A 25,210-nucleotide genomic window follows, 5' to 3' on the forward strand; every position below is an offset into this window, starting at 1 on the left:
ACACGATCTTCACCCGAAAGCGAGTCGATGTGAGCCGTTTGGCCGTCAGGGCAGGAAACGCAGCACGGCGTCGCGGAAGTCGGCGGGCCGCGTGCTGTGGATCCGGTGGCCCGCGTCGATCGTGGTCAGCTCGGCGTGCGGGATCTCGGCGGCCATCGCGGCGAGCCTCTCCCCCGGAATGGTGCTGCGCGGGCCGCCACCGATCACCAGGGTCGGGGCCTTGATCGCGGACAGGCCGTCCCACCACTGTGGATCCGGGGCGCGGAGCTGGGCCAGGACCGGGGACACCATGCCGCGGTCGAACTCACGCCGAAGCAGGCCTTGCACGGCGAGGAACAGCGACAGTCCACGCCTCAGCGACCGGGGCGGGCCTGATCGCGGCGGCACCGGCGGGTCTTCCAGGACGAGTGTGCGGACGCGGTCCGGGTGCCGGCCGGCCAGCAGAGCGGCGACGTGAGCGCCCAGCGAGTGGCCGACGAGGTCGAAGCCGGCGATGCCGAGCGCGTCGAGCACGCCCACGACGTCCTGCCGCACCGAGTCGAGGAGATAGTCGCCGGTCCACGAGCTTTGACCGTGTCCGCGCAGGTCCACGGCGATCACCTCACGACCGGACGCCACCAGGTCACGGGTGAACGAGGACCACGTCGAGGAACTGCTGGCCAGGGCGTGCAGCAGCACGACGGCCGGACCGGTTCCCTCACGGCGGTAGGCGATGCGCACGCCACCGACGTCCACGGTGGGCAGTGAAACCCGTGCTGCCATTGCGAACCGTCCCCCGGCGCGGTGTGGCACTGTCAGCGCCATGATTCCGGACGTCGTGCGGTACCGGCAGGCAGACCTCCTTTCCGGTCTGCACCGGCGGTTCGGACCGGTCGTGCGGGTGGGGCCGTACACCTACCTGCTCGGGCCGGAGGCGAACCAATTCGTGTTCGGCAACTCCGAGCTGTTCGAGGTGGAACAGGCGTTCCAGTCACTGGTGCCGGTGGACGGGCCCACGTCGTTGATCGTGAGCGACGGCGAGGACCACAAGCGGCGGCGCCGGTTCGTGCAGCCCGCGTTGGCGCATCGGCAGATCGCGAGCTACGTGCCGGTCATGCGGGCCAACGCCGAGACGACGATCGACGCGTGGCGGCCGGGCGAGACCGTCGACGCGTACCAGGAGTTCCGCAGGGCGATCCGGCGCAGCACGATCCACGCGCTGTTCGGCGAGGAACTGGCGCAGGATTCGGACTTCTTCGGCGCGCACCTGCAGGTGCTGATCAACCTGATCGACCGCAACCCGGCGGTCGTCAAGGTGCTCAGGACGATGAAGGCCCCGGCCTGGCGCAACGCGATGAGAGCGCGCCGAGCCGTCGACGCGCGGGTGTACAAGGCGATAGAGGAGACGCGTCAGGGCAAAACGGCCGGTGACGTGCTCACCTCTCTCGTGCAGGGTGACGGACTGAGCGACCTGGAGGTGCGCGACCAGATCGTCACGCTGATCGCGGCCGGGTACGAGACGACCAGTGGCGCGATGGCGTGGGCGGTGTTCAACCTGTTGCGGCACAACGGGGTCTGGGAGCGAGCGCAGCAGGACGACGACTACCTGGCCAACGTCGTCAACGAGACGCTCAGGCTGTACCCGCCGGCGGTCGTCTCGGCACGGGTCGCCGCGCAGTCGTTCGAGTTCGCCGGGAAGAAGATCAAGCAGGGCACGTTCCTGCTGTACAGCCCGTACGTCACGCACCGGCTGGCCGAGGTGTTCCCGGACCCGCTGAAGTTCGACCCGGACCGCTGGGAGACCAAGCCGGCGCCGCACGAGTTCCTGCCGTTCGGCGGTGGCCCGCACCGTTGCGTCGGCGCCGGACTCGCCACGACCGAGCTGACCGTGATGCTGAAAGCGTTGCTGCAAAGGCCGAAACCCGAACTGCTCCCCCAGCGCCTCACGCCGACCGGCCTCGCCGCGATGCGCCCCAAGAACGGCCTCAGAATCCGAGCAGCAGGATGACCATCGACGCGAGGCAGGCCAACGCGCGCACGTGGTTCCAGATCGTCCACGTGCGCAGGTACTCGGGCCAGTAGGCGTCGTCGGTCCGTTCGAGACGGTTGTTCATCGGCACGTTGACGAACATCGTCAGCAGGAACGACCCGACGACGTAGGCCAGGCCGCCGACGATCCGCCCCTGGAAGACCTCGATGCCGCACAGGACGGCGGTGCCGAGGAACACCAGCAGGAACACCGGGTTCTGGATGCGCGCGTTGATCCGGCGCATCGCCTCGCGAGCCTGCTCGGCGGGCAGGTCGGCGAGACCGGGCATGACGGCGACGGAGAAGGCGAAGAACAGACCGGCCATCAGACCGGTGGCAGCGGCTGCGATCAGCGTGATTGTCCCCATGGCGCTCACTCTGACCTGCGAGCGCCGGACTCTCAATGACAATTCATCGCGCGAGCTTGCTCGTTCGTCCAGAATCAACGCCATGACGGACGCACTGGGCGAGGCACTGCACCTGTTGAGGATGTCCGGCACCTTCTACTGCCGCAACGAACTCACCGAGCCGTGGGGCGCGACCATGCCCGACATGGCGGACTGCCTGTGGTTCCACGTCCTGACCAGCGGCCGGTGCGACGTCGAGGTCGACGGCCAGGTCATCTCGCTCGAACCCGGCGACGTGTTGCTCGTCCCCGGCGGTCAAAGCCACCGGCTCTTCCACGGCGACGCGGAGTCGCCGATCGTCACGACGTTGCCGCACGAGTTCGAGACCGACAACTACGCGATCCTGCGGCACGGTGGCGGCGGCGCGGTGACACACCTCGTGTGTGGTGCGGTCCGCTTCGACCATCCGGCCGCGAAGCACCTCATCAACGTGTTGCCGAACGTGCTGTACGTGCGGCGCGCCGACGACATGCGCGCCACGATCGACCTCATGGCCGCCGAGGCTCAAGCCGTGCGGCCCGGCGGCGAAGCGGTCATCACCAGGCTCGCGGACGTGCTGGTCATCCAGACGATCCGCTCGTGGCTCGCCAACGACCCGGCCGCGCGCACCGGCTGGCTCGGCGCGTTGCAGGACCAGCAGATCGGGCAGGCGCTCGCACTGATCCACCGCGATCCCGCCCAGCCGTGGACCGTCGAACGCCTCGCGCACCAGACCGCCATGTCCCGGTCGGCGTTCGCGGCGCGGTTCACCAAACTCGTCGGCGAACCGGCCATGCGCTACGTCACGCGGTGGCGCATGCACGTGGCGATGAACAGGCTGAAGGACCGCGACAGCACGGTCAGCGAGGTCGCCCGCGGCCTCGGCTACGAGTCGGAGGCCGCGTTCAGCCGGGCGTTCAAACGGATCGTCGGGGTGTCGCCCGGTCAGGCGCGGGCGGGCTGAAGCAGGTCCCAGCGGTTGCCGTAGAGGTCCTCGAACACGGCCACGCGACCGTAGACCTCGTCACGCGGCTCCTCGCGGAAGTGCACGCCGAAAGCGACCATGCGGGCGTGGTCGCGGTCGAAGTCGTCGGTGTTCAGGAAGAACCCGACGCGGCCGCCGGTCTGGTCGCCCACTCGTGCCTGCTGCAGACCTGTGTCAGCCTGTGCCAGCAGCAGCGACGTCCCCTGCCCCGCCGACACCACGACCCAGCGCTTGTCGCCCTGCGGGGTGTCCTCGACCAGCGTGAACCCGAGTCCCTCCACGTAGAAGCGGATCGCCTCGTCGTAGTCGCGGACCACCAACGTCACCAAACCAATAGATCGCACGGCGATGAGTATCGCCTTCCGGGAAGGTCTACACGCGTATGGCTGCCTCACTCGTACTTCTGCACCCCGGCGGCGCGGACCCTTCAGCGTTCGGGCCGCAGTTCGACGCGCTCGCCGACTTCGCTCTGCACGCGCCTCATCGCGTCGATCAGGCCACTCAGGACCACACCGAGATGGCGCACGAGACCATCCAGTTCCTGGAGCGGACCGGACCCGCTCACCTGCTCGGTTGCAGCGACGGCGCCACGGTCGCACTCCTCACGGCCGTGCTCAGACCTGATCTCGTGCAACGGCTTGTGGTCGTGTGCGGCGTCTACCACCACGACGGCTGGGACCCGGCCACGGAACTCACGCCGATGCACCACCGTTCGCCCGCGCTGACCGGCGCAGATCTCGGGAAGCTTCCGAACCGGACGCTGATCATGATCGGCGACGATGACGAGGTGACGCTGGAGCACGCCACGGCCATGTACCGGGCGCTGCCGAATGCCGAGCTGGCAGTCGTTCCTGGCACGTCACACGGCTTGCTGCACGAGAAACCCGCGCTGTGCAACGCGATGATCGTTGACTTCCTGACCAATGAACCGGTTGAGACATACGCGCCGATTCGTCGCCGTATGTGATTGGGTGCGTCTATGGCGGTTACTTCGGAGACGCATCGACTGCCCGTACGCACGCTTGTCGCGTCCAGCGCCGGCAACGCAGTGGAGTGGTTCGATTGGGGGATCTACACAGCGTTCAGCATCTACTTCGCGACGCAGATCTTCCCCTCCGGCAACGAAACCGCCGCGCTGCTGAGCACGTTCGCCACCTTCGCGCTCGCCTTCTTCTTCCGGCCGCTCGGCGGCTATCTGCTCGGCCGGTTCGCGGACCTGAAGGGCCGCCGCACCGCGATGATCTTCACCATCGTGCTGATGTCCGGTGGCTCGGTCGCGATCGGACTGCTGCCGACGTTCGAGCAGGTCGGCTGGCTCTCCCCGGCACTGCTGGTGCTCGCGCGCATCGCACAGGGCATGGCGCTGGGCGGCGAGGTGTCGAACGCGTCGGCGTACCTGGCGGAGATCGCGCCCGCAACCCACCGCGGCCGCTACTCGTCGTTCTTCTACATCTCTACGGGCGCCGCGGTGCTGATCGCGTCGCTGCTCGGGTTCTTCCTGTCGCGCAACCTCGACAAGGCCGCCATGGCCTCCTACGGCTGGCGCGTGCCGTTCCTGATCGGCGGTGTGCTGGGCCTGATCGGACTGTGGCTGCGGCGAGAACTCAAGGAGACCGACCAGTTCGAGGAGAACAAGGCCAAGGCCGAGAGCCTGCGCAACCCGTTGATGATGACCCTCAAGGAGCATCCCAAGGCTGTCGGGCAGCTCATCGGCATCACGCTGCTCTCGACGCTGAGCTTCTACACGTTCTTCAGCGCGTTGACGCCGTTCGCGGTGAAGACCAAGGGCGCCAACGACATCGACGTGTTCCTGGCGCTGTCGATCGGCACGGTCGTGTTCATCGCGCTGCAGTACCCGATGGGGTGGATGGCGGACCGCTACGGCCGCAAACCGCAGATGCTCGTGTGGTCGGCGGCGATGGCGTTGCTCGTTGTGCCGCTGTCGAGCCTGGTCAAACCCGGCCTGACGAACCTCGTGATCGTGTTCGCCGTGGGGCTCGGGCTCTACACGGCGATCACGTCGATCGCGCCCGCGATCATGAGCGAGCTGTTCCCGACCGAACTGCGCGGGCTCGGCATCGGGGCTTGGTACAACCTGACCGTCGCGGTGTTCGGCGGCACCGCACCGCTGGTCATCCAGGCCGTGGGCGGCACCGTCTTCTTCTGGTACGTCGCGGTCAGCGCGGTGATCACGTTCCTCGTGGTCCTCACGCTTCCGGAGACAAAGGGTGTTCGGTTGAGCTGAGGCAGAACTCGTTGCCTTCGGGGTCGGTCAGCACGAACCAGACGCCGTCGCGGCTCACCACCGAGGCACCGAGATCGACGAGCCGCGCCACCTCGGCCTCGACGTCGTCGCACCACAGGTCGACGTGCACCCGGTTCTTCACCGTCTTCGGCTCCGGCACGCGGTTGAAGAAGAACCGCGGCGACCCGTCGAGCAGCACCGACGGGTCGTCCTCGGGGTCGTCGATCCCCATGGCGCTCAGCCGTGCCAGCTCGGCCTCGTCGTACGGGGCGATCTCGTGGTCGTCGAGCGCCTGCGCCCAGAACCGGGCGAGCGACGCGGGATGAGCGCAGTCGATGACGACATCGTGCATCCGTGCCATGCACCGACACTAGCGATGTAGTGGCACCAGGTCGTCCGCGTGCACGACTTCGCGGCGCTGTTCCTCCGGCAGGTCGTGGGTCTTGCGGCCGATCAACGACGGGAGCTCCGCCGCGTCGTAGCCGACCACGCCGCGGGCCACGACCTCGCCGGCCAGGCTGACCAGCTCCACGACGTCGCCTGCCTCGAAGTCGCCGTCCACCCCGGTGATTCCGGCGGCCAGCAGCGAACGACGCCTGCCCACGACCGCGGCGACCGCGCCGTCGTCGAGGTGCAGGCGACCGTTGGCGTCGGTGGCGTAGCCGAGCCAGAAACGGCGGGCGGTGAGGCGCGAACCCGTGGCGGCGAACGCGGTGCCGACGTCGGCGGTGGTCAGCGCACGACCGGCCTCGGCGGAACCGGTCAGCAGCACCGGGATGCCCGCGGACGAGGCCAACCGCGCTGCGGCGAGCTTGGAGGCCATGCCGCCGGTGCCGAGGCCGGACGCACCGACGGTTCCGGCCTGCACACCGTCCACATCGGACGCTGACGAGACCTCGGAGATGCGCACGGCTCCCGGCTTGCGCGGGTCGCCCGAGTAGAGAGCGTCCACGTCCGACAGCAGGAACAACGCGTCGGCGCCGACGAGGTGGGCGACCAGGGCCGCGAGACGGTCGTTGTCGCCGAAGCGGATCTCTTCGGTGGCCACGGTGTCGTTCTCGTTCACGACCGGGACCGCGCCGAGAGCCAGCAGACGCGAGAACGTGCGCTGGGCGTTGCGGTAGTGGGCGCGGCGCACCACGTCGTCGGCGGTCAGCAGAACCTGGCCGACCGTCAACGAGTAACGGCCGAACGAGTTCGCGTAGGCGTGCGCGAGAGTCAGCTGCCCGACGCTCGCGGCGGCCTGCTGGGTGGCGAGGTCGCGCGGGCGGCGGGACAGCTTCAACGGCGCCAGGCCGGCGGCGATCGCGCCCGAGGACACGAGCACGACCTGACTACCTGCCGCGGCGCGGGCGGCGAGGGCGTCGACCAGCGCGTCGAGACGCGCCGGGTCGAGGCCACCTTCCGCTGTGGTCAAAGAAGAAGAGCCGACCTTGACCACGATGCGGTTCGCCGAAGCGACCGCGGTTCGAGCTTGTGAGACCGCGGGGGCCGTCACGGGTTACTCCTCGCTGACATCACCGTAGTCACCGGGCGCGCGGCGGGCCTTCTTCAGGGCCTTGCGCTCGTGCGCGCCGATGCGGTCGTTGTTCTCGAGACGGATGTCCGTGCCACGTCCGGTCATCGTCATCGCGATGCCGGCCGGAGTGGTCGGTTCCCAGTCGAAGATCAGGTCGCCGATGGTGACCTGGCAGCCGGGGACAGCACCCATCTTCACGAGCTTTTCCTCGACACCCAGCCTGTTGAGGCGGTCCGCGAGGTAACCGACGGCTTCGTCGTTGGAGAAGTCGGTCTGGCGGATCCAGCGCTCGGGGCGTTCGCCCTTGACGATGAAGCCACCCTCGACCGAGGGGTCCTCGATCACGGTGAAGCCCTGGTCGTCGACGGCGGTCGGCCGCAGGACGATTCGGGTCGATTCCTTCTTCGGCTGGGCGGCGCGGTACTCGCGCACGACCTCGGCCAGCTTGAACGTCAGCTCGCGCAGGCCCTGGCGGGTCACGGCCGACACCTCGAAGACCGGCAGGCCGCGGGCCTCGATCTCGGGACGGACGATGTCGGCGAGGTCCTGGGCGTCCGGGATGTCGACCTTGTTGAGGATGACCACGCGCGGGCGGTCCTCGAAGTTGCCGCCGAGGGACGGGGTGTACTCCGCGAGTTCCTTCTCCAGCGCGTCGATGTCCGCGATCGGGTCGCGGCCCGGCTCGTACGTCGCGCAGTCGACGACGTGCGCGAGAACGGCGGTGCGCTCGATGTGACGCAGGAAGTCGAGGCCGAGGCCCTTGCCCTGCGACGCACCGGGGATCAGGCCGGGGACGTCCGCCATCGTGAAAATGGTCTCGCCCGCGGTGATCACGCCGAGGTTCGGGACCAGCGTCGTGAACGGGTAGTCGGCGATCTTCGGCTTGGCCGCGGACAGCACCGAGATCAGCGACGACTTGCCGGCCGACGGGAAGCCGAGCAGGCCGACGTCCGCGACGGACTTGAGCTCCAGCACCAGGTCGCGCGTCTCGCCCGGCTCACCGAGCAGCGCGAAACCGGGGGCCTTGCGGGCCCTGGACGCGAGCGAGGCGTTGCCGAGGCCACCACGACCACCACTGGCGGCGATGAGCTGGGTGCCCTCGCCCACGAGGTCCGCGACGACCTCGCCGGACTCGGTCAGCACGACGGTGCCGTCCGGGACGCGCAGGACCAGATCTTCACCGTTCGCACCGTCGCGGTTCGCACCGGCGCCGGACTTGCCGCTCGTGGCGGAGGCGTGCGGGTGGAAGTGGAAGTCCAGCAGGGTGTGCACCTGCGAGTCGACGACGAGGATGACGTCGCCGCCACGGCCCCCGTTGCCGCCGTCCGGTCCGCCGAGCGGCTTGAACTTCTCGCGGTGCACTGAAGCACACCCGTTGCCCCCGTTGCCGGCGGCAGCGTGGATCACCACCCGGTCTACGAAGCGGGCCACGGAAATACTTCCTCTCAAAAGACTTTGGACAAACAACGAGGGGCGGGAGCCGGTTGACCGGTCCCGCCCCTCGCAGAGGTATGACTACGTTGCGGAAACGGTCCTCAGACCGCGACCGGAACGATGTTGACGGTCTTGCGACCGCGCTTCGAACCGAACTCCACCGCACCGGGCAGCAGGGCGAACAACGTGTCGTCCTTGCCGATGCCGACGCCGACGCCGGGGTGGAACTTGGTGCCGCGCTGGCGGATCAGGATCTCGCCGGCCTTGACGACCTGACCGCCGAACCGCTTCACACCCAGGTACTGGGCGTTGGAGTCACGGCCGTTGCGGGAACTGGACGCACCCTTTTTGTGTGCCATGAGAAGTCAGGTCCTCACTTACCGGTGATGCCGGTGACCTCGACGCGGGTCAGCTTCTGCCTGTGACCCTGTCGCTTGTGGTAACCGGTCTTGTTCTTGAACTTGTGGATGCGAATCTTCGGGCCCTTGGTGTGCTCGACCAGCTTGCCGGTCACCGAGAACTTCTCCAGGGACGCCGCGTCTGCGGTGACGTCGGTGCCGTCGACCACGAGCAGCGCCTGGAGGGAGATTTCGGTGCCCGGCTCGCCCTCGAGCTTCTCGACCTCGACGATGTCGCCGACAGCGACCTTGTACTGCTTGCCGCCGGTCTTGACGATCGCGTACATCAGGACGGAAGTCTCCTGCTACTCGATGGTGACGGGCCGCGCGCCAACCCGTCTGCGAAGGAAAACAGCAGAGGGGGCACACGACAGGACCCGTCGGATGGCGGGCCGTCCACAAGGTTACGGGAGTGGGTACTGCCGGAGCAAACTGGGGTGCCCTGATCACGTTCCCGCAGGCTGTGCGGTCCCTCACAAGCGAAAACCGGGGCCGCCCGCAGGCGACCCCGGTTCTCACTTCATTCGCGTCAGTCCTCCTGGACCGGCGGTCCCGCGGGCCGCGACACGGCGCGGCGCCTGCGGGTGGTGGTGACCACCGGTGCGGGCATCTGGACCTCGGGCTGCTTGGGCACCTCGACGACGATCGGCGCGGGCGCCTCCGCGGCCGGGGCACCGGCGGCGCGCTTGGCCGCACGACGCCGCGGGCGTGCCGCGGGGGGCTCCGCGGCGGCCACCGGGGCCGCCGCGACGGGCTCGGGCGCGGAGACCGGCTGCGGGGCAGCCACGGGCTCCTGCTCGGGCTCGGCCACCTGCACGGGCCGCTGGGCACCGATGCGTCCGGTCACGAGCGGCCTGGCGATCTCGACCGGCGCCTCTTCGGCGACCGGTTCGACGAGCTCCTCGGCCGTCTCCTCGATCACGTCGGGCTCGGCGTCGGTGACGACGGGCTCGAGTTCGACGGGCGCCGGGTCCTCCGCGACCTCGTGCGGCACGTGTCCGTTGAGCGCCTGCTCCTCGACCACGACCGCGTCGACCACGGCCTGCGGCTCCTTGTCGCGGCCACGGCGACGACGGCGACGACGGCCGTGGGCCTCGTGCTCCTGGTCGGCCGCGACCACGTCCTCGGAGGTGTCCTCGGGCTCGCCGGGTTCGACGATCTCGGGCTCGACCGGGGCCTCCGGCGCCTCGACGGACGCCTCGACGACCTCGCTGGTCTCGGTGGTCTCGGCCGCCTGCTCGCCGCCACCCTTGTTGCGGCGCGACTTGCGGCCACCGCTCTGCTGCTGCGGCTGCTGCTGTTGCTGGCCGCCACCGTTGCCACCGCCGTGCGAGTGCACGGGCTCGGTGGACACGACGACGCCACGGCCGCGGCAGTGCTCACAGGTCTGGCTGAACGCCTCGAGCAGGCCGGTGCCGACCCGCTTGCGCGTCATCTGCACGAGACCCAGCGAGGTGACCTCGGCGACCTGGTGACGCGTGCGGTCGCGGCCGAGGCACTCGGTCAGGCGGCGCAGCACCAGGTCGCGGTTCGACTCCAGGACCATGTCGATGAAGTCGATGACGATGATGCCGCCGATGTCGCGCAGCCTGAGCTGGCGGACGATCTCCTCCGCCGACTCCAGGTTGTTGCGCGTGACGGTCTCTTCGAGGTTGCCGCCGGAACCGGTGAACTTGCCGGTGTTGACGTCGATGACCGTCATCGCCTCGGTGCGGTCGATGATCAGGTAGCCGCCCGAGGGCAGCCAGACCTTGCGGTCGAGCGCCTTCATCAGCTGCTCGTCGATGCGGTACTCGACGAACGCGTCGTTGTTGCCGACGTGCTTCTTCAGGCGGTCCTGCAGGTCCGGCGCCACGTGGCGGACGTACGAGTCGATGACCTCCCACGCCTCGTCGCCCTGGACGACGAGCTGGGCGAAGTCCTCGGTGAACAGGTCGCGGACGACCTTCACCAGCAGGTCCGGCTCCTCGTAGAGCAGCGTCGGCGCCTTGGTGGAGGTGCTGGCCGACTTCTCCTTGATGACCTTCCACTGCGCCTGCAGACGCGTGACGTCGCGGCCCAGCTCCTCCTCGGCGATGCCTTCGGAGGCGGTGCGGATGATCACGCCGGCGTCCTCGGGGACGACGCGCTTGAGGATGTCCTTGAGGCGCTTGCGCTCGTTGTCCGGCAGCTTGCGGCTGATGCCGGTGGCACCGCCGCCCGGCACGTAGACGAGGAAGCGGCCGGGGAGGCTGATCTGCGTGGTGAGGCGGGCGCCCTTGTGACCGACCGGGTCCTTGGTGACCTGGACGAGCACGCTGTCGCCGCTGGACAGGGCCTGCTCGATCTTGCGGGACTTGCCCTCGAGACCGGCGGCGTCCCAGTCGACCTCACCGGCGTAGAGCACGGCGTTGCGGCCGCGGCCGATGTCGATGAACGCGGCTTCCATGCTCGGCAGCACGTTCTGCACGCGGCCGAGGTAGACGTTGCCCACGATCGAGCCGGAGCCCGACGACGTGACGAAGTGCTCGACCAGCACGCCGTCTTCCAGCACGCCGATCTGGGTGCGGTCGCCGCGCTCGCGGACGACCATCGTGCGGGCCACCGCCTCGCGGCGGGCCAGGAACTCGGCCTCGGTCAGCACCGGGGCGCGGCGGCGGCCGGCCTCGCGACCGTCACGACGGCGCTGGCGCTTGGCCTCCAGGCGCGTCGAGCCGCGGATGCTGCGCACCTCGCTCTGCGCGGCCTCGGAGTCGGCCTTGTCGTCGCGCGCGTCCCGCGTCTCGCGGACGTGCACGACCGTGTTCGGCGGGTCGTCCTCGGACGTGACCTCGTCCTCCGCGCCGGTCTTGCGGCGACGGCGGCGACGGCGGCGACGGGTCGAGCTCTCGTCGCCCTCGTCCTCGGCCTCGGCGGCGTCGTCGCTCTCGGCGGGCTCGGAGGCGTCCTCGGCCGAAGCCTCGTCGGTCTCCTCGCCGCCCTCGGCGTCCGTGCCCTTGCCGCGGCCTCGGCCACGACGGCCACGACGGCGCCGGCGACGGCTGTCCGCCTCGTCGTCACCGTCCACCTCGGCGTCGGCTTCGGAGGCTTCGGCGGCCTCGAGCTCGTCCGCGGCGATCTCGCCGACGGACTTCTCCTCGGCGACCGGCTCCTCCTCGACGACGAACGGCGAGGGCGGAGCCTTCGGCCGTTCGATCGGCTGGGGCGGCAGGAACACCGCGCTCGGCGCGGCGAAGATCGGCGCGAGCGCCGGTGCCTCGAACGCCGGGATCGCGGGCGCCTCGTAGTCCTCGGTGACCTCACCGGTGACCACGTCGTCCCAGTCGACGAGCGTTTCGGCGACCTTCAGCGCGACGTCGCGGCTGACGCTCGACTGCGCGCTCTTGGGGACCTCACCGAGGTCCGCCAGCGCCGTCATCACGTCCTTGCTGCTGACGTCCAGCAGTTTCGCCAGAGCGTGGACCCGCAACTTGTCCGGCAGGTCCGCCAGTTCAGGGCGTGCGGCAACCACGCCCTGCCCGCCGGTGACACCGGCAGGCTTGTCCTTGTTCGACATGCAGCTCCTCCACCCCCGGGCGCGTCCCGTGAGGACGCGGCCGCGCAGGGGCCTCTCTTGGTCTCTCTCCACCGCTGCTCGCGGCGGGAATCCTTGCCTCGCGCGCAGTGGCGTGGCGCCTCACTGGGCGCACGCTTGCGCAGGTCCCACGACGACGCCGCTGTCAGCGCCGCTCCTCCTGTATGCGCATCACAAGGTTGGTCCGAACCGAACTGACACCGTCAGCGCTCGTCAGGACTCTCTGTCCTGCTGGAGCGGGTCCACCAGCCTGCCCTCGCCGTCGAGCCTTCCCTGGGCCATCCGGGTTGCTCTCGCAGGTACCGGCGGCACGAGATCGGCCACGACGCGAAGCGCATTCAGCACGTCGTCGGGTCGCACGGTAGGCGTTACCTGCCGTACAACCGTCATGAGTATCCCACACGGTCGTGACAAAGCGGTGTCATCGTGTCCGGCGTCGCTCGAACGTGGTTCGACCAGCGCTGACACGACGGCGGGCCGCACGTCGAGCATCTTCGTGCCGTTCTTGGTGAGCCGCTCGACCTCGACGGACTCCTCCGCGAGGAAGACGCTCACCGCCTTCGCGAGCTCATCGGGCTCGACACCGTCGAGCTCGATCCGCCATTCGCTCGCGTCGATGCGCTCGGTGAGGTTGCCACCGCGCGCCTGGACGATGTCGACGACGTCGATGCCGGGTGGCAACGCCTCGTCGAGCGCGATCCTGAGCGCCTCCGGGTCGAGCTCCTCGACCACCGACACCTCGACGTACTCCGCCTCGCTGGCGACACCGGTCGGCGCGGCGCCGACCCACGACACCTTCGGGTGAGGGCTGAACCCCTGCGAGTACGCCATGGGTACGCCTGCCCTGCGCAGCGCACGTTCGAACGTGCGAGCGATGTCGCGGTGCGAAGTGAAACGCAGCCTCCCCCGCTTGGTGTAGCGAAGGCGCAGTTTCTGCACGGCGACGGCCGACGGGTTGTTGGGCAGGTTGCGGCTCAGCGGTGCTCCCCTTGGTGTTCCGACGGGTGAGCGGTCCCATCGGCGCAGGCTGTTCGTCCAGTAGGACGGTACCGTGAACCTGATTCAGAACGTTCAGCTTGTCTAGATCGTTGCGCGTGGCTACGGTCCGGCTGACTGGACGCCCTGCCGACTGGAGGTCCCTGGTGCCTCTGCCCCACCGCGCTCGAGCGGCGGCGATGACCGCACTGCTCGTCGCCGGGTGTCTGGCGGCATCCCTGCCCGCCGGCGCGGAACCGGACCCCGCACCGGAGGCTCAGTCCTGCATCCAGCCCGGTCCGCTGCTGCGCTACCTGGTGGTGTTTCCGCAGTCCACGCCCGCTGAGACGGCGAACGCGGAGATCACGGAGGCGTGCGGCCTGACCACCGTCTACTACCCGCAGATCTCGGTCGCCGTGGCCACTTCTCCCGACCCGGGCTTCCTCAGGCTGATCGGCCCGGAGCGCGCCTACAGCGCCCAGGGCGAGAGCATCGCCAAGCGGTCGGTGAAGCGGAAGAAGGACGACACGGAGCTGTTCCGGCCCTCTGGCGTGCGCTCGGCCGAACAATGGGACATGGATCTCATCAAGGCGCCGGCCGCGCACGAGATCACGACGGGTTCCAAGTCCGTCGTCGTGGGCGTCCTGGACTCCGGCGTCGACGCCCGCCACCCCGATCTGGTGGGCGCGCTGGCCCCCGAACTGTCCGCGGGGTGCCTGACCGGCAAGCCCGACACGTCGCCGTCCGCCTGGATCCCGACGACCTCCGCCCACGGCACGCACGTCGCCGGCACCATCGCCGCGGCTGACGACGGTCGCGGCACCACAGGCGTCGCACCGGGCGTGCGCATCGCGTCCGTGAAAGTCGTGGACGACGACGGGTTCATCTACCCCGAGTACGCGGTGTGCGGCTTCATGTGGGCCGCCTCACAGAACATGACGATCACCAACAACAGCTACTTCATCGATCCGTACCTGTTCACCTGCCAGAGTGAGCCTGGTCAGCGCATCATCTACGAGGCCGTACGGCGTGCCGTGGACTACGCGACCTCGCGCAACGTGCTGACGGTCGCCGCCGCCGGAAACGCCGGCGCGGACCTGTCCCGGCCGGGCCGCGACTCGATGTCGCCGACCAACGGCGAGGCGCAGACGCGGCCGGTGGACTCGACGTGCGTGGTGCTTCCGGCGCAGCTCAAGAACGTGGTGGGCGTGTCGGCGGTCGAGTCGACCAAGACCAAGGCCGGGTACAGCTCGTACGGGCTGGGCGCGATCGACGTGACAGCACCGGGTGGCGATCCGCGCACCCCGACCGGCTGCGTGCTGTCGACCGTGCCGTCCGGCTACGACTACTCGTGCGGCACGTCGATGGCGACTCCGCACGCGACGGGGGTGGCGGCGCTGATCGCGTCGACGCATCCCGAGACCGACGCGGTGTCGCTGGGACGCATGCTGAACGCGCAGGCGGAGACGCTGGCCTGTCCTGGCGACTACGACCTGAACGGGACCGGTGTGCAGGACGCGTTCTGCACCGGGTACTCGGAGTACAACTCGTTCTACGGCCACGGACTCGTGGACGCGCTGGCCGCCGTCACGAAGTAGGGCCCCGCTTTCGCGGGGCCCTGACCTCGGATCGTGCGTTCGGAGAAGCCTCCTACGGCGTGAGCGACGGGTTCTTCACCGGCGAGCCGACGCCGACCGGGGAGATCGGCAGCAGCTTGCGACCAGTCGGGCCGACCTCGATGTCCGTGCCCATCGCCGGGCAGACACCGCAGTCGAAGCACGGGGTCCAGCGGCAGTCGTCCTGCTCGCGCTCGTCGAGCGCGTCCTGCCAGTCGGCCCAGAGCCATTCCTTGTCGAGGCCCGAGTCGAGGTGGTCCCAGGGCAGGACCTCCAGCTCCTCGCGCTCGCGGGTGGTGAACCAGGCGAGGTCGACGCCGAGCGGCTCCAGCTGTTCCGACGCCTTCGCGGTCCAGCGGTCGTAGGAGAAGTGCTCGCTCCAGCCGTCGAACCGGCCACCGTCGCGCCACACGGCCTCGATGACCTTGCCGATGCGGCGGTCACCACGGCTGAGCAGGCCTTCGATGAGACTCGGCTTGCCGTCGTGGTAGCGCATGCCGATGTTGCGGCCGAGGCTGCGGTCGCTGTTCACGGCGTCGCGGAGCTTCTTCAGCCTGTCGTCGACCACGTCCGGGTCGCACTGCGGGGCCCACTGGAACGGCGTGTGCGGCTTGGGCACGAACCCGCCGATCGAGATGGTGCAGCGGACGTCGTTGCGGCCGCTGGCCTGCCGGCCGGCGCGGATGACGTTCTTCGCCATCTCCGCGATCTGCAGGACGTCCTCGTCCTCCTCGGTCGGGAGGCCGCACATGAAGTAGAGCTTCACCTGCCGCCAGCCGTTGGAGAACGCGGCCGACACCGTCCGGATGAGGTCCTCTTCGGACACCATCTTGTTGATGACGCGCCGCATCCGCTCGCTGCCGCCCTCGGGCGCGAAGGTCAGACCCGAGCGCCTTCCGTTGCGGGACAACTCGTTCGCGAGATCGATGTTGAACGCGTCGACGCGGGTGCTCGGCAGGCTCAGGCCCGTGTTCGTGCCCTCGTAGCGGTCCGCGAGGCCCTTGGTGATCTCGGCGATCTCGCTGTGGTCCGCACTGGACAGGGACAGCAGGCCGACCTCTTCGAAGCCGGTCGCCGCCAGGCCCTTCTGGACCATGGCGCCGATGCCCTCGATGGACCGCTCGCGCACCGGGCGGGTGATCATGCCCGCCTGGCAGAAGCGGCAGCCGCGGGTGCAGCCGCGGAAGATCTCGACGCTCATCCGCTCGTGGACGCTCTCGGCGAGCGGCACCAGCGGCTGCTTCGGGTACGGCCACGCGTCGAGGTCCATCGTGGTGCGCTTGAAGACGCGGAACGGGACCCGGTCGCGGTTCGGCACGACGCGCTGGATGCGGCCGTCCGGCAGGTACTCCACGTCGTAGAAGCGCGGGATGTACACGCCGCCGGTCTCGGCGAGCCTGGTCAGCACCTCGTCGCGGCCGCCGGGGCTGCCCTCGGCCTTCCACGTCCTGACGATCTCGGTGATCTCCAGGACGGCCTCTTCGCCGTCGCCCAGCACCGCCGCGTCCACGAACTCCGCGATCGGTTCGGGGTTGAACGCCGCGTGCCCGCCGGCGACCACGATCGGGTCGTCCTCGGTGCGGTCCTTCGCGTGCAGCGGGATGCCGGCGAGGTCCAGCGCCGTCAGCATGTTCGTGTAGCCCAGCTCCGTCGCGAAGCTGATGCCCATCAGGTCGAACGCCTTCACCGGGCGGTGGCCGTCCACCGTGAACTGCGGGACGTCGTGCTCACGCATGAGCTTCTCGAGGTCCGGCCACACGGCGTACGTGCGCTCGGCGAGCACGTCCGGCAGCTCGTTGAGGATCTCGTAAAGGATCATGACGCCCTGGTTGGGCAGCCCGACCTCGTACGCGTCGGGGTACATCAAAGCCCAGCGCACGGACGCCGCGTCCCAGTCCTTGACGGTCGCGTTGAGCTCCCCGCCGACGTACTGCACCGGCTTCGAGATCCGCGGCAGCAGTGGCTCCAACCTGGGGAAAACCGACTCGACACTCACACGACCAGAGTAACGGCCCCCACAGGCGTGGGCCGAATCGCGCCTCAGTCCAGCAACAACTTGCCCAATCGGCGCGCCGCCACGACCGTTCCGACGGCCGCCAGCACCGCGAAGTACGCGACGTGGCCGAGCATCCCCCAGCCGACAACGCCCAGCGTGAGGCCCCGCATCAGCTCGATCGCGTGGTAGAGCGGCGTCCACGTCACCACGGTCTGCAGCCAGCCCGGGTAGACCGACAGCGGGTAGAACGTCGTCGAGAACAGGAACAGCGGCAGCACCGCGAGCTGCACGAGGTCGAAGTCCTGCCACGACCGCATGAACGTCGTCGCCGCCATGCCCACCGCGGCGAACGCGAACGCCACCAGCAGCGCCGCCGGCAACGCCAGCACCGCCCACGGCGAGAAGATCAGCCCCATCCCGAGCATGACGGCCAGGAACCCGGCCGAGTACAGCCCGCCCCTGATGAGCGCCCAGGCGATCTCGCCGATCGCGATGTCCATCGGCCCCATCGGCGTGGTGAGCATCGCGTCGTACAGCTTCACGTACTTGAACTTGAAGAACACGTTGAACGTCGCGTCGTACACGGCACCGTTCATCGCGCTCGCCGCCAGCAGCGCGGGCGCCACGAACGTCGCGTAGCTGATCGGCCGCCCGTCCGGCCCGGCCACCGCCGTCACCATCTGCCCGAACCCGAGTCCCAGCGACCACAGGAACAACACGGGTTCGAACGCCCCGCCGACCAGCACGAACCACGCGCGCCGGTTCACGAGCGCGGCCCGTTCGACGAGCATGCTCGCCTTGCCGCCGTAGAGCCCCGGCGGAATCACGCGCCACAACAGCCCCACGCTGGCGGGCACGGCCTTCTCGCGATCGAGGGTCTGCGTCATACCGCCAGCCTCCGGTGGAAGAACTTCACGCCGAGCGCGATGCCCGCGGCCGTCAGCGCCGTCAGGTACGCGAGGTGTCCCAACGCCGGTAAGAGGTCCATCGTGCCGAACGCCGTGCCTCTGGCGAGCTCGATGCCGTGCCACGCGGGCGTCAGCCACACCAGCGGCAACAGCCAGTCCGGCAGCTGGCTGACCGGGAAGAACGCCCCGGTGAACAACGTCATCGGCATCATCACGAACCGGAAGATCGTGGTGAAGCCGTCCGGCTTGTCCAACGTCGCGCTGTAGGCGACCAGCGGCGCGCTGAACGCCAGCGCCGCCAGCGTCGCGACCGGGATCGACACGAGGATCCCGGGCCCGGCCGCCGCGCCGAGAACCACCGCGATCCCCACGAACACCGCGGACCGCACGAACATCTGCGAGCCGATCCACAACATCTGCCCGTAGAGCACCTGCGCGGGCGTGATCGGCGTGGCCACCATCCCGACGTACGACTTCTGCCACAGAAACGCCGACATGATCGCGTACGTCGACTCGAACGTGGCCCCTTGCAACGCCGTGACGACGACCAGCGCGGGCGCGAGGTACTCCAGATACGGCACGCCGCCGATCAACGCCGTCGACTGCACCTGCGACCCGAACCCGAGCCCCAGCGCGAGCAGGAACAACACGGGCGTCAGGAAGCTCGACACGACCGTGGCCCGCCAGTTGCGCCGGTACCACGTCCAATGCTTCTCGAACCCGAACCAGGAGGCCCTGAGCGTCTGCATCAGTCCACCAACGTCCGGCCGGTGAGCCGCAGGAACACGTCCTCCAGCGAACTGCGCCGCACGAGACTCTGCACCGGCTGGACCCCGTGCTCGTGGACTCTTTGGAGGGTCGCCTCGCCGTCCTGCGTGTAGAGCAGCAACCGATCCGGCAGCACCTCGACCCGTTCCGCGAACCGTTCGAGATCCGGCTTCTCCGCACCGGGCTGGAACCGCAGCTCCAGCACCTCCTTGGTGGAGTACCTGTTGATCAGCTCGCCGGGCGACCCCTCAGCCGCGATCCGCCCACCGTCCATCACGACGAGCCGATCGCACAGCTGCTCGGCCTCGTCCATGTAGTGGGTGGTGATGATGAGCGTGACACCGTCCTGCTTCAGCCGGAACAGCCTGTCCCACAACAGATGCCGCGCCTGCGGGTCCAACCCGGTGGTCGGCTCGTCGAGCAGCAGCAGCTCCGGGTCGTTGACCAGCGACCGCGCGATCGTGAGCCTTCTCTTCATCCCGCCGCTGAGCGGCTCAACTTCGTGATCGGCCCGGTCGGCGAGCTGCGCGAACTCCAGCAACTCCTCGGCCTTCTCCCGGCACTTCTGCCGAGACATCCCGAAGTACCGCCCGTAGGTCTGCAGGTTCTGCCGAACCGTCAGCTCCGTGTCGAGGTTGTCGAGCTGCGGCACCACTCCGAGCCGAGCCCGAATCCGCGGCCCTTGCGTGGCCGGATCCATGCCCAGCACCTCGAGCTCGCCACCGGTGCGCCCGGAAACGCACGAGATCATCCGCATGGTCGACGACTTCCCCGCCCCGTTGGGCCCGAGAAACCCGAACGCCTCACCTCTGCGCACCTCGACGTCGATGCCGCGCACGGCCTCGAACGACCCGAAGTGCTTGGTCAGAGCCTTGGCCTCAACGAGGTTGTCCACCCGCCCGACGTTAACGAACAGGTCTGACAATTCTCGACGCAATTACGATCACCCCATGCCCACGACGACCCTGCGCTGGCTCTCGGAAGCCGACGACCACCTCCGCACCGAGATCCACACAGTCGTGCACGACGTAGTAGCGGCAGGCGGCGCGGTCGGCTACCACGAACCCCCGACTCACGAGCGCATCTCGACCTGGCTGGACACCGTCCTGAAGCAGGTCCGCGACAACAACGCGGCCTTCACCGTCGCACTCGTGGACGGCGTAGTGCGCGCCGTGGGCCTGTGGCGCCGAGGCACAACCGCCGTCTTCCAGCACCGCGCAGAAATCCAGCAGATCATGGCCCACCCCTCAGCCCGAGGCCTAGGTCTGGGCAAGCTGGTGGTGGAGGGCCTGATCGCCAACGCCCGCGCCCAGGGCATCGAGATCGTCATGCTCGGCGTACGAGGCAACAACCACGGCGCCATCGAACTGTACGAAGCCTTGGGCTTCCAGGAATGCGGCCGCATGCCGAACGCGATCGCCGTGGGAACCGAGCGCTGGGACGACGTGTGGATGTACCTGCCGCTCGGCTACCCGGAGGGCACCACCCTGAACGGCGCGACAGCGGGTGGACTGGGCGCCAGCCCACGACGAGGGGCCTGAGTCCACGCACAATCCGGGCACACAGCCCACCCGCGATGCCGAAGGCGAGCCGTTCTTACCGCGCGGTCCGGGTGGGGTGGTTTCGCCCCACCAACGCAACCCTCTAAGCAACGCGCCTCCGCCCAAAGCAGCAGGCGTGCCATCTACCTGCGCGTGGCGTGGACCCCGGTTTTTGATCAGATTGGCGGGGTCTGGGGCGGAGCCCCAGGAATCAGCGCAACGCGACGCCCGCAAGCTGACCACCTACGAACTCGAAACAGGCACCCGCCAACGAAACAGGGGGACGCCCGCACAAACGCAGGCGTCCCCCCGAATCCTCAAACCCCTCAGAGGTTCGGGAACCAGATCTTGATCTCGCGCTCGGCGGACTCGGCCGAGTCCGACCCGTGCACCAGGTTGTACTGGACCTCGGTCCCGAAGTCCCCACGAATCGTGCCGGGCGTGGCCTTCTCAACGGGGTCGGTCCCGCCGGCGAGCTGACGGAAGGCCGGGACGGCCCGAACACCCTCCACCACGATGGCGACCAACGGCCCACCGGTGATGAAGTCGACGAGGTCGCCGTAGAACGACTTGCCGTCGTGCTCCGCGTAGTGCTGCTCAGCGGTCGCGCGGTCGGCGGTGCGCAGCTCGAGGGCGGCGAGCTTCAGCCCCTTGCGCTCGATGCGGGCGATCACCTCGCCAACGAGACCACGGGCAACGCCATCGGGCTTAACGAGAACCAGGGTGCGCTCGGACACGACGGTGTGACTCCTTGAAGAACAGGTACGGGATGTGCGCAACAGGGTAGCCACCCGCTTGCCCAGGGCTGTGCCTGACCTCATACCAGCGGCGCCGGACGATCTGACCGGGCAGACCCGATGCGCCATAGTTCTGCCTCATGAGCGCAAAGCACACGGGGTCCGCTCTGACCGGCGCCGCTGTCCTGTTCATCCTCCTGCGGCTCCTGGCCGTGAGCCACTACAACTGGCACACGGCGTTCGCGCTCCTTCACACGCTCGAACTGGACGACGCTCCAGGCCTGTTCCTGGGCACGTTCATGGCCGACGACCGCATCAGCACGGTTCTGCTGATGATCGTCACGCCGGCGACGTTCTTCTTCTACTTCCGCACGCGCGAGGACCCCGAGCGTGCGAACACGACGGCGCTTCTCACGCTGATCGTGCTCATCGCGCTGATGGTGTCGCACACGCTCACGTACCACCGTTGGTGGCTTGCCCTCGGGGCCGTGGCGATCGGCGCGGCCATGGTGCTGGCCATTCGCAACGCTCGCTGGCTGCTGAAGTGGTTCGCCTGGCTGCTGGCCGGGTCGGCGCTCGCGGTCGCCGCCATCGTCAGCACGCCGTGGGTGCCCAAGGAGCGGATCAACGACGCCGAGGAGGTCTACGTGTTCGAGACGAGCCCCGGCTTCCTGAAGGTCCTCGGCGCCCACGACCGCAAGTTCAAGATCCTGCGCACGGAAGACGTCCGCAAGCGCGAAGAGCTGGCCGAGCACTGACAATTTCCATAGACATAAAATAAATGCATCAGCAATATTGCCACACGATCTGGAATGCTTCACTCGATCGTGTGATTTCGGGCGTGCCCGTACGACTCCTGCGGGTAAGAAGTAACAACGGCGGTCGCTCTTCAGATGAGCGTAGGTGCCCATTTGGGTGATGAGTACGCCAGGATTCCGCCGAGTAATCTCGAATTAACCCGGAGTGACTTCTGAAACGCGACTACCGTGCCGCATTCGACGTCCTCGCGCACGCCCTGGCGCAATGCCACATTGATCGGCTCACCGGGGCATTGCGCGTCGCGGGCAACGCGGGCGGAGTGTTCCACCTGCGTGACGGCGCGGTGGTCGCGGTGGACAGCGCGGGCTCACCCGGAGTGGAGGTGCTGCTGCTGAGCTCGGGCAGGGTCAGTGCGGAGGACTGGAACGCGGCGCTGGTGGAGAGCGTCGGGACGGGGTCGCTTCAGACGGCGCTCGTCGCTCGCGGGCACCTCGGGCCCGACGAGATCCAGGCCGTCGCGATGGCCGCCATGCAGGACGGCGCGTTCGCCGTTGCCGCCGGTGACGTCGAACGATGCGTCGTCGAGGACAACGCCGACGAACCTCTGCTGCCCTCGGCCGACGGTGTCGCGCCGGAGGTGTTGCTGTCGGACACGGCCGGGCGACTGGACGTGGTCGCCTCGCTGCCGGTCCCGTTGTCGCCCTATCTGGACCGCGTGGTGGCGGCCCGCGGAGCCGATCCGCCCACCGCGGAACGACGGGAGATCATCGCGCTCGCCACCGGCAGACGCAGTGCACGGGACATGGCGTTCGCGACCGGACGGAGTCTGCACTCGGTCACCGTCGAGATCTCCCGAATGCTCGGTGAAGAACTGCTGGAAATCGCCCCGCCGGCGACCGCTTTCAGTTTTTCACACTGGGGCCTGCCCTCGTTGCGCCCCCGCGCAGAAACAGGGCAGACCAGCGGAAAGGAACTGCATTGGACTACGACGCCCTGGCCGCCGAACTGCGGAAGCTCCGAGAAAACGTCGCCGGAGTGACCGACACGGTGCTGGCCGCGTCCGACGGAATTCCCATTCTCACCGACGTGGCGAAGAACGTCGAGCCCGCGCACATCTCCGCACTCGCCGCCGCCGACCTCGGCATCGCACGCCAGGCGGCGGAGGTGATCGGCCTGGGCAAGCTCAACCAGACCGTGGTGTTCGGCAGCAGCGGCTACATGGCCGTGTACGCCGTGAGCAGGACGGCGCTGATGGTCGTGCTCGGGGACAAGGGACTCAACCTCGGGCGTCTTCTCCACGAGTCCCGTCCCGTGATCGAGCGGATCGGCTCGATCATGGCGCCCAACGCACCGTCCACCGAATAAAAATGGTCGCAGCACATGTCCGAATTGGGTTCATTGCTCTCGGCAATGTGGAGACGTGTCCGCATGCGATCGAGGAGCGAGAAACCGGTCACGTCGCCTCGATCACCAGTTGACACAGAAAAGTGGAGTCTGATGAACATCGATATCGCAATGAAAGAGGCCATGTCCATCTCCGGCGCCGTCGGCGTCGCGCTCGTGGACTACGACAGCGGGATGTCGCTCGGCACCAGCGGCGGCGGTGACTGGCTGAACCTGGAAGTCGCGGCGGCTGGAAACACCGAGGTCGTCCGGTCGAAGCTGCGCGTGATGCAGACCCTCGGCCTGAGCGACACCATCGAGGACATCCTGATCACGTTGCACCGCCAGTACCACCTGATCCGGCTGATGAGCGGCATGAAATCCAGAGGCTCGCTCTTCCTGTACCTCGTGCTGGAAAGGGATTCGTCGAACCTCGCGCTGGCACGCCACCACCTCAAGCGCATCGAGTCCGAGCTGCAGATCTAGCCCGCGGCAAAGAAGAAAGGGTGTCGGAGCTGGCTCCGACACCCTTTTCTCCGCATTTTCGTCAGTGCACCAGAACGGGTCCGGCATCCCGCGACACGGTGACCTGCCGCAGCACGAACACCGCCAGCCCCAAAGCCACCGCCACGAGCACGGCCGAGATCCAGAACGCCAGGTGGAAGCCCGAGGTCAGGGCCTCCAGCCGGCCGACGCCCGAGGCCAGCAGCGACGACGTGTAGGTGGTCGAGGTCGTGGCCAGCACCGCGAGGCCCAGGGCACCGCCCACCTGCGCGGTCGTGTTCACGAGACCGGACGCGAGGCCCGCCTCGTCGTGGGAGGCGCCGGACATCGCCAGCGTCATCAGCGCCGGGAACGACAGGCCCAGGCCGATCCCCAGCGGCGCGACGGCGGGCAGGATGTGCGCGAGGTACGAGCCGTCGACCGGCACCTGCGTGAACACGACCATGCCGACGAGCATGAACAGCAGGCCCACGATCAGCATGTTGCGCTCGCCGAACCGGGAGTTCAGACGTGCCGAGAGCGACACCGAGAACACCGCGATCGCGCCGGCGACGGGCATGAACGCCAGGCCGATCTGCAACGGCGTGTACTGCAGCACGAGCTGCATGTAGAGCGTGCCGAGGAAGAACAGCCCGAACATGCCGGCGACCATGGAGATCTGCACCAGGTTCGCGCCGGTCACGTTGCGGGACTTGAACACCCGCAGCGGCAGCAACGGCTTCGCGGCGGTTCGTTGGCGCAGCACGAATCCCGCCAGCAACGCCACCGCGACAGCGCCCAGACCCAGCGTGTGGGCGGAGCCGAAGCCGTAGTGCTCGGCCTTGACGATCGTGTAGACGCCGAGCATCACTGCGGCGACGATCAGCAGCGCCCCAAGAACATCCGCGCCTTCACGCAGGCCGAGGCCGACGGAGTCCGGCACCAGACGCACGGCGGCGATGGCGGCCACGATGCCGATCGGGATGTTCACGAAGAAGATCCAGTGCCACGACATGGCGTCGGTCAGCACACCTCCGAGCAACAGGCCGAGGGACGCGCCCGCCGCCGCGACGAAGCTGAACACGCCGATGGCGCGCCTCTGCTCGTCAGGCTCGGGGAACATCGTCACGACCATGCCCAGCGTCACGGACGTGGCCAGCGCACCGCCCGCACCCTGCACGAAGCGAGACACGATCAGCATCTCGGCGCTGAGCGACAAGCCGCACAGCAGAGACGCGACCGTGAAGACGCCGAGGCCGATCAGGAACACCTTCTTGTGCCCGATCAGGTCGCCCAGACGACCCGCGAGCAGCAGCAGACCGCCGTAGGCGATCAGGTACGCGTTCACGACCCAGGCCAGACCGGCCTGGCCGAACTTGAGGTCTTCTTCGATCGCGGGCAGCGCGACGTTCACGATCGTCTGGTCCAGCACGATCATCAACATCCCTGCGCACAACACGATCAGCGCGAGCCAGCGCGAATCCGTCTTCGGTCCCCCTGAAGTCATAAGAGGAACC

At 68.3% G+C, this 25,210-nt stretch carries 26 protein-coding genes; 10 read left to right on the plus strand and 16 right to left on the minus strand.

Going from position 1 to position 25,210, the window contains the following annotated elements:
* Positions 1–45: 45 nt before the first annotated feature.
* The gene (locus SK854_RS46770) at positions 46–762 is read right to left on the minus strand and encodes an alpha/beta fold hydrolase (RefSeq protein ID WP_319981665.1); all 717 of its coding nucleotides are present in this window, start codon (positions 760–762) and stop codon (positions 46–48) included.
* A gap of 40 nt (positions 763–802) precedes the next feature.
* Here SK854_RS46770 and SK854_RS46775 point away from each other — a divergent pair, with 40 nt between their 5' ends.
* Positions 803–1,987: a cytochrome P450 gene (locus tag SK854_RS46775; protein ID WP_319981666.1), complete on the plus strand. Its 1,185-nt coding sequence runs from the start codon at positions 803–805 to the stop codon at positions 1,985–1,987.
* Here the strand turns inward: SK854_RS46775 and SK854_RS46780 are convergent.
* Entirely contained in the window at positions 1,965–2,375 is a 411-nt protein-coding gene (locus SK854_RS46780; RefSeq protein WP_319981667.1) for an anthrone oxygenase family protein, read from the minus strand. The two genes, SK854_RS46775 and SK854_RS46780, sit on opposite strands and share 23 nt — an antisense overlap.
* Positions 2,376–2,457: 82 nt before the next feature.
* Here SK854_RS46780 and SK854_RS46785 point away from each other — a divergent pair, with 82 nt between their 5' ends.
* Positions 2,458–3,357 carry an AraC family transcriptional regulator gene (locus SK854_RS46785; RefSeq protein WP_319981668.1) on the plus strand — a complete coding sequence of 300 codons (900 nt, stop codon included), beginning with the start codon at positions 2,458–2,460 and terminating at the stop codon, positions 3,355–3,357.
* On the opposite strand, the gene SK854_RS46790 is transcribed toward SK854_RS46785, so the two are convergent.
* Positions 3,339–3,722, minus strand: a complete 384-nt coding sequence (locus SK854_RS46790; RefSeq protein WP_319981669.1) for a VOC family protein — start codon at positions 3,720–3,722, stop codon at positions 3,339–3,341. The genes SK854_RS46785 and SK854_RS46790 overlap by 19 nt on opposite strands.
* Before the next feature lie 38 nt (positions 3,723–3,760).
* Here SK854_RS46790 and SK854_RS46795 point away from each other — a divergent pair, with 38 nt between their 5' ends.
* The gene (locus tag SK854_RS46795) at positions 3,761–4,345 is read left to right on the plus strand and encodes an alpha/beta fold hydrolase (RefSeq protein ID WP_319981670.1); all 585 of its coding nucleotides are present in this window, start codon (positions 3,761–3,763) and stop codon (positions 4,343–4,345) included.
* Positions 4,346–4,357: 12 nt separating this feature from the next.
* A complete protein-coding gene (locus SK854_RS46800; RefSeq protein WP_319981671.1) occupies positions 4,358–5,623 on the plus strand; it encodes an MFS transporter in 1,266 nt (421 codons plus the stop codon).
* Here SK854_RS46800 and SK854_RS46805 read toward each other — a convergent pair.
* The 7 genes from SK854_RS46805 to SK854_RS46835 form a co-directional block, all read right to left on the minus strand.
* Entirely contained in the window at positions 5,586–5,984 is a 399-nt protein-coding gene (locus SK854_RS46805) for a VOC family protein (protein WP_319981672.1), read from the minus strand. The genes SK854_RS46800 and SK854_RS46805 overlap by 38 nt on opposite strands.
* 9 nt (positions 5,985–5,993) lie before the next feature.
* The gene (gene proB / locus SK854_RS46810; RefSeq protein ID WP_319981673.1) at positions 5,994–7,121 is read right to left on the minus strand and encodes a glutamate 5-kinase; all 1,128 of its coding nucleotides are present in this window, start codon (positions 7,119–7,121) and stop codon (positions 5,994–5,996) included.
* A gap of 3 nt (positions 7,122–7,124) precedes the next feature.
* The gene (gene obgE / locus SK854_RS46815; protein WP_319981674.1) at positions 7,125–8,573 is read right to left on the minus strand and encodes a GTPase ObgE; all 1,449 of its coding nucleotides are present in this window, start codon (positions 8,571–8,573) and stop codon (positions 7,125–7,127) included.
* Positions 8,574–8,677: 104 nt separating this feature from the next.
* Positions 8,678–8,935 carry a 50S ribosomal protein L27 gene (gene rpmA, locus SK854_RS46820; RefSeq protein ID WP_319981675.1) on the minus strand — a complete coding sequence of 86 codons (258 nt, stop codon included), beginning with the start codon at positions 8,933–8,935 and terminating at the stop codon, positions 8,678–8,680.
* A 14-nt stretch (positions 8,936–8,949) separates the two neighbouring features.
* The gene (rplU, locus tag SK854_RS46825) at positions 8,950–9,261 is read right to left on the minus strand and encodes a 50S ribosomal protein L21 (protein ID WP_319981676.1); all 312 of its coding nucleotides are present in this window, start codon (positions 9,259–9,261) and stop codon (positions 8,950–8,952) included.
* Positions 9,262–9,503: 242 nt separating this feature from the next.
* The gene (locus SK854_RS46830; RefSeq protein ID WP_319981677.1) at positions 9,504–12,509 is read right to left on the minus strand and encodes a translation initiation factor IF-2 N-terminal domain-containing protein; all 3,006 of its coding nucleotides are present in this window, start codon (positions 12,507–12,509) and stop codon (positions 9,504–9,506) included.
* A 231-nt stretch (positions 12,510–12,740) separates the two neighbouring features.
* Positions 12,741–13,466, minus strand: a complete 726-nt coding sequence (locus tag SK854_RS46835) for a TIGR03936 family radical SAM-associated protein (protein ID WP_319981678.1) — start codon at positions 13,464–13,466, stop codon at positions 12,741–12,743.
* A 236-nt stretch (positions 13,467–13,702) separates the two neighbouring features.
* Between SK854_RS46835 and SK854_RS46840 the strand changes: the two genes are divergently transcribed.
* Positions 13,703–15,100 carry a S8 family peptidase gene (locus SK854_RS46840; RefSeq protein ID WP_319981679.1) on the plus strand — a complete coding sequence of 466 codons (1,398 nt, stop codon included), beginning with the start codon at positions 13,703–13,705 and terminating at the stop codon, positions 15,098–15,100.
* Between the two features lie 52 nt (positions 15,101–15,152).
* Here SK854_RS46840 and SK854_RS46845 read toward each other — a convergent pair whose 3' ends face one another.
* Genes SK854_RS46845 through SK854_RS46860 form a run of 4 tightly spaced genes read right to left on the minus strand, consistent with a single transcriptional unit; the run spans position 15,153 to position 19,685 of the window.
* On the minus strand, positions 15,153–17,114 hold the full coding sequence (locus SK854_RS46845) for a TIGR03960 family B12-binding radical SAM protein (protein ID WP_319981680.1): 1,962 nt from the start codon (positions 17,112–17,114) through the stop codon (positions 15,153–15,155).
* A gap of 44 nt (positions 17,115–17,158) precedes the next feature.
* Entirely contained in the window at positions 17,159–18,001 is an 843-nt protein-coding gene (locus SK854_RS46850; RefSeq protein ID WP_319981681.1) for an ABC transporter permease, read from the minus strand.
* Positions 17,998–18,771: an ABC transporter permease gene (locus SK854_RS46855; protein ID WP_319981682.1), complete on the minus strand. Its 774-nt coding sequence runs from the start codon at positions 18,769–18,771 to the stop codon at positions 17,998–18,000. The genes SK854_RS46850 and SK854_RS46855 overlap by 4 nt, the downstream gene beginning before the upstream one ends.
* Positions 18,771–19,685 carry an ABC transporter ATP-binding protein gene (locus SK854_RS46860; RefSeq protein ID WP_319981683.1) on the minus strand — a complete coding sequence of 305 codons (915 nt, stop codon included), beginning with the start codon at positions 19,683–19,685 and terminating at the stop codon, positions 18,771–18,773. The genes SK854_RS46855 and SK854_RS46860 overlap by 1 nt, the downstream gene beginning before the upstream one ends.
* A gap of 55 nt (positions 19,686–19,740) precedes the next feature.
* Between SK854_RS46860 and SK854_RS46865 the strand changes: the two genes are divergently transcribed.
* Positions 19,741–20,331: a GNAT family N-acetyltransferase gene (locus SK854_RS46865; RefSeq protein ID WP_319981684.1), complete on the plus strand. Its 591-nt coding sequence runs from the start codon at positions 19,741–19,743 to the stop codon at positions 20,329–20,331.
* 326 nt (positions 20,332–20,657) lie between these two features.
* Here SK854_RS46865 and ndk read toward each other — a convergent pair whose 3' ends face one another.
* Positions 20,658–21,068, minus strand: coding sequence for a nucleoside-diphosphate kinase (gene ndk / locus SK854_RS46870; RefSeq protein ID WP_319981685.1), 411 nt, complete (start codon positions 21,066–21,068; stop codon positions 20,658–20,660).
* Positions 21,069–21,208: 140 nt separating this feature from the next.
* Here ndk and SK854_RS46875 point away from each other — a divergent pair, with 140 nt between their 5' ends.
* The 4 genes from SK854_RS46875 (at position 21,209) to SK854_RS46890 (ending at position 23,696) form a co-directional block, all read left to right on the plus strand.
* The gene (locus tag SK854_RS46875) at positions 21,209–21,826 is read left to right on the plus strand and encodes a hypothetical protein (RefSeq protein WP_319981686.1); all 618 of its coding nucleotides are present in this window, start codon (positions 21,209–21,211) and stop codon (positions 21,824–21,826) included.
* Positions 21,827–22,119: 293 nt separating this feature from the next.
* Complete coding sequence (locus tag SK854_RS46880) at positions 22,120–22,866, plus strand: hypothetical protein (protein ID WP_319981687.1); 747 nt, start codon at positions 22,120–22,122, stop codon at positions 22,864–22,866.
* Positions 22,863–23,192 (plus strand): roadblock/LC7 domain-containing protein, encoded by a 330-nt coding sequence (locus tag SK854_RS46885; protein WP_319981688.1) that lies wholly within the window; start codon positions 22,863–22,865, stop codon positions 23,190–23,192. Before SK854_RS46880 ends, SK854_RS46885 begins: the two co-directional genes overlap by 4 nt.
* A 132-nt stretch (positions 23,193–23,324) precedes the next feature.
* Complete coding sequence (locus SK854_RS46890) at positions 23,325–23,696, plus strand: hypothetical protein (RefSeq protein ID WP_319981689.1); 372 nt, start codon at positions 23,325–23,327, stop codon at positions 23,694–23,696.
* A 61-nt stretch (positions 23,697–23,757) separates the two neighbouring features.
* On the opposite strand, the gene SK854_RS46895 is transcribed toward SK854_RS46890, so the two are convergent.
* Complete coding sequence (locus tag SK854_RS46895; protein WP_319981690.1) at positions 23,758–25,200, minus strand: DHA2 family efflux MFS transporter permease subunit; 1,443 nt, start codon at positions 25,198–25,200, stop codon at positions 23,758–23,760.
* Positions 25,201–25,210: the final 10 nt, after the last annotated feature.

It is taken from the genome of Lentzea sokolovensis, assembly GCF_033949975.1.
Taxonomy (GTDB): domain Bacteria; phylum Actinomycetota; class Actinomycetes; order Mycobacteriales; family Pseudonocardiaceae; genus Lentzea; species Lentzea sokolovensis.